Annotated in this window: 5 protein-coding genes; 3 read left to right on the forward strand and 2 right to left on the reverse strand. The window is 72.8% G+C overall.

Annotated features, from left to right (window positions below; translation table 11 throughout):
• Nucleotides 1-863: serine/threonine-protein kinase (locus B9S61_RS18985; RefSeq protein WP_146064887.1), on the reverse strand; the 863-nt coding region annotated here is incomplete at its 3' end.
• Between the two features lie 180 nt (nucleotides 864-1,043).
• A complete protein-coding gene (locus B9S61_RS18995; RefSeq protein WP_103543345.1) occupies nucleotides 1,044-1,781 on the reverse strand; it encodes a VOC family protein in 738 nt (245 codons plus the stop codon).
• Nucleotides 1,782-1,903: 122 nt separating this feature from the next.
• Here B9S61_RS18995 and B9S61_RS19000 point away from each other — a divergent pair, with 122 nt between their 5' ends.
• The 3 genes from B9S61_RS19000 (at nucleotide 1,904) to B9S61_RS19010 (ending at nucleotide 3,926) form a co-directional block, all read left to right on the forward strand.
• The gene (locus B9S61_RS19000) at nucleotides 1,904-2,551 is read left to right on the forward strand and encodes a TetR family transcriptional regulator (RefSeq protein ID WP_103543346.1); all 648 of its coding nucleotides are present in this window, start codon (nucleotides 1,904-1,906) and stop codon (nucleotides 2,549-2,551) included.
• Nucleotides 2,552-2,766: 215 nt separating this feature from the next.
• A complete protein-coding gene (locus B9S61_RS19005) occupies nucleotides 2,767-3,192 on the forward strand; it encodes a pyridoxamine 5'-phosphate oxidase family protein (RefSeq protein WP_103543347.1) in 426 nt (141 codons plus the stop codon).
• Between the two features lie 68 nt (nucleotides 3,193-3,260).
• Nucleotides 3,261-3,926, forward strand: coding sequence for a pyridoxal 5'-phosphate synthase (locus tag B9S61_RS19010; RefSeq protein ID WP_103543348.1), 666 nt, complete (start codon nucleotides 3,261-3,263; stop codon nucleotides 3,924-3,926).
• Nucleotides 3,927-4,007: the final 81 nt, after the last annotated feature.

The raw sequence follows: 4,007 nt of genomic DNA on the forward strand, positions 1-4,007 counted from the left end.
GCCCGTTCGGGCAGCCAGGCCGACGCCGTACCGCTGTCGTCGGAGCCGGAGCCGAAGAGGTGCGGGGCGAGCTGGGCCTGGAGGTCGGCGGGGTTGGGCCGGGCCGTGGCCTCCATCTGCATGCACGCCTCGATGAGCGGGCGCAGTTCGTCCGGGAGGCCGTCGAGGTCCGGGCCCTCACGCAGCAGCATGAAGACGGTCTCGACCGGGTTGGCGCCGTGGAAGGGCGGGTGGCCGGTGGCGGCGAAGACGAGCATCGAGCCGAGCGAGAAGACATCGCTCGCGCCGGTGACGCTGCGGGAGTCCTTGGCCTGCTCCGGGGACATGTAGGCGGGGGTGCCGACGGCGACGTTCGTCATCGTCAGGCGGGTGTTCGAGACGCCGGACGCGATACCGAAGTCGATCACCCGGGGGCCGTCCTCGACGACGAGGACGTTGGAGGGCTTGAGGTCACGGTGGACGAGCCCGGCGCCGTGGATCGACTGGAGCGCCTCCGCGACGCCCGCGGCGAGCCAGCGCACCGCCTGGGCCGGCATCGGCCCGCACTCGTTCACTATCTCCTCGAGGGAGGGCGCGGGAACGTAGGCGGTGGCCAGCCACGGCACCGCGGCGCGCGGATCGGCGTCCACGACGGCCGCCGTGTAGAAACCGGAGACCGCGCGGGCCGCCTCCACCTCGCGCGTGAAGCGGACCCGGAAGAGCTGGTCCTCGGCCAGCTCCGTGCGGACCGTCTTGATCGCCACCCGTCGGCCGGACGCCGAGCGCGCGAGATAGACCAGCCCCATGCCGCCGGCTCCCAGCCGTCCCAGCACCTCGAACGGCCCGATACGCCGCGGATCGTGCTGCGTCAGCTGATCCACCACTTGCCTGCCACCTCCCCGTACGAGTCGCGCCACCACCTGTGCGCGACCGTAGTGCAGCGTCTCACCACCGCACCGCCGTGGCGCCACGCACCCCGATTGTTCCTGTCCGGGCGCCCGGTTGCGAACCGGCCGACAAATCGGGTGTCCAGGTTTACATACGACCACGGGGCGGAAAACGGCTCAGCGGCGCAGCAGCGCGAAGGACGCCCCCTGATTGTCGGTGACGACGGCCGCCGTCCCGTAGGACGCCTCGAAGGGCGGGACCTGGACCCGGCCGCCGAGCCGGACCACCTCCGCGAGCCCCGCCGCGAGGTCCTCCACGGCGAAGTGGACCAGGAGGTGGGGCGGCATCTCGGCGGCGAAGACGTCGGAGACCGGGGCGCGGCCGAAGTCGGGATCGGCGTCCGGCCCGAACAGGGCGTCGTGGAAGAGGTCGCCGTAGAAGGTGTTGGCCGCCTCGGTGTCCCGCGTGTAGAGCTGCGCCCAGGCGAAGGTGCCCGGCTCGTGCCGGCGGCCGAAGCCGGGGGTCCGCGCGCCCTGCCAGAGGGAGAACACGGCACCCTCCGCGTCGGTGACGAGCGCGGTGACGCCGAGGTCGCCGAAGGGCAGCGGCGGGGAGACGATCTGCCCGCCGGCCGCGCGGATCCGCCGGCACAGCGCCGCGGCGTCGGGGGTGGCGAAGGAGACCGTCCACACGGTGGGCAGCCTGCCGTCCGTCTTGTGCGCGAGGGAGGCGACCCCCTCCCCGTCCTTCAGCGCCCGCACGGTCCCGCGGGGCTGCTCCTCGAAGGTCCATCCGAAGAGCTCTCCGTAGAACCGCCGGCCCGCCTCCACGTCGGGCAACTGCGCGTCCACCCAGCACGGGGTGCCCTCCGCGTACTCCGGTGCCCTGTACTCCGATGCCCTGTTTTCGGCCATGCCGCCAAACTAGCCGCGCCGCCCGCACCCCGCAGACCAGGCACACCAGGGTCCGTGCCGCCGGGCACCCCATTTGCAGTCGGCCGAATAGCGCCCGCATCCCCCGTCGGTAAGCTGACGTCATGACAGGACAAGTGCGTACCGTCGACGGCCGCGTGGCCGGCCGGCGTGGGCAGGCGACCCGGCAGAAGCTGCTCGACTGCCTCAGCGAGATGCTCAGCTCCTCCCCCTACCGGGATGTCAAAGTCATCGATGTCGCCCGCCGTGCCGGGACTTCGCCGGCCACCTTCTACCAGTACTTCCCGGACGTCGAGGGCGCCGTCCTGGAGCTCGCCGAGGAAATGGCCGCGGAGAGCGGCGGGTTGACCGACCTGGTGGCGGGCCGCTCGTGGGCCGGGCGGGGCGGCTGGCAGACGGCGCAGGAACTCGTCGACGGCTTCCTGGAGTTCTGGCGGAAGCACGACGCGATCCTGCGGGTCGTGGACCTCGGCGCGGCCGAGGGCGACAAACGCTTCTACAAGATCCGCATGAAGGTCCTGAACGCGGTGAACACCTCACTGGCCGACTCCGTCGCCGAGTTGCAGGCCAAGGGGCGGATCGACAAGGACGTGAACCCGGGCGCGGTCGCGGGCTCGCTGGTCGCCATGCTCGCGGCCGTCGCCTCGCACCGACAAGGTTTCTCCTCCTGGGGCGTGAAGCAGGCGGAGATCAAACCCAATCTCGCGCTGCTGGTGCACCTGGGGGTCACCGGGCGAAAGCCGACGAGGTAGCCCCCCGGCGGCGCGCACACCCCACGCGACCTCGCAACTCCTGTCTTCGAGGCGGCGGTTCACTCCGGTGGACCGCCGCCTGTCGCGTGGTGCGGGGCGGAACTGGTCCGATGGACGAGGAAGCCTCCCCGCGCGTCCCGCGTCGCACCCGGGGAGCCCGACCGCACGCCCGAGCAGCCGCCGTCCCGGCACACACGTCGCAGGAGGCACCCACCATGGCCCTGACCCGCGAAGAACGTGAACAGTTCCTGGCCGAACCGCATGTCGCCGCGCTCGCGGTCGACGCCGGGGACGGCCGCGCCCCGCTGACCGTGCCGATCTGGTACCAGTACGCGCCCGGCGGCGACCTGTGGATCATCACCGGTCTCGACTCGCGCAAGAACCGGCTGATCGGCGCGGCGGGGCGGTTCTCGCTGCTGGCCGACCGCCTCGCCCCCACCATCCGCTACGTCTCCGTCGAGGGCCCGGTCGTCGACACCGCTCCCGCCACGATCGAGCTGCTCCGGGAGATGTCCGCACGGTACCTCCCGGCGGACAAGGTCGACGGATACGTCGACTTCGCGTGGAAGAACCACGGTGAGCAGGTCATCGTGCGGATGCGGCCGGAGCGGTGGGTGTCGTCGGACCTCGGGTCGGTCTGAGCGGGCCGCACGCCCGGCAATCGGGGCAATGTCGGGTCTGAGCGGGCCGCACGCCCGACAATCGGCGTATGGAACCCGATCTTCACGAGCTGCTGAGGACACTGCGGGTGTGGGACCCGGCGCTCACCACCCTGCCGCCGTTCGACCCCGGCGCCGCACCCGCCGCTCCGCTGCCGCTGTTCGCGCGGTGGCTGGCGGAGGCGGCTGCGGCCGGACAGCCCGAGCCGCACACCATGTCGCTGGCCACGACGGACGCGGAGGGCCTGCCCGACGCACGGATCGTCATGCTGCACGGCGCCGACGAGCGCGGCTGGTCCTTCGCGACCCACGCGCACAGCCGCAAGGGCGGTCAGCTCGCCGCCCGCCCGTATGCCGCGCTGGTCTTCTACTGGCCGGTGCTGGGCCGCCAGGTGCGGGTGCGCGGGCCCGTCACGGCCGCACCGGCCGAGGAGGCGCAGGCGGACCTGCACGCCCGTTCGACGGGTGCGCTGGCCGCGGCCCTGACCGGCAGGCAGAGCGGGGTCCTCGGCTCGGCGGAGGAACTGGCGCGGGCCTCGGACGAGGCCTGGCAGCGGGCCCGGCGGGAGCCCCGGACACCGGCCCCGTCGTGGACCCTGTACCGCCTGCGGCCGGACGAGGTGGAGTTCTTCCAGGGCGAGGCCCACCGCCGCCACGCACGCCTGCGCTACCGGCGCGGGGACACCGGGTGGACCAGGGAGTCCCTGTGGCCGTGACGCCGGGGGTGCGTGACGACGGCGTCGTGGCCAGGGGGACGAGGGGCGCAGGGGCGTGGCCGTGAGGGAGGGGGTGGGTCA

The sequence above is a fragment of the Streptomyces sp. SM1 genome (assembly GCF_002910825.1).
Taxonomy (GTDB): Bacteria; Actinomycetota; Actinomycetes; order Streptomycetales; family Streptomycetaceae; genus Streptomyces; species Streptomyces okerensis.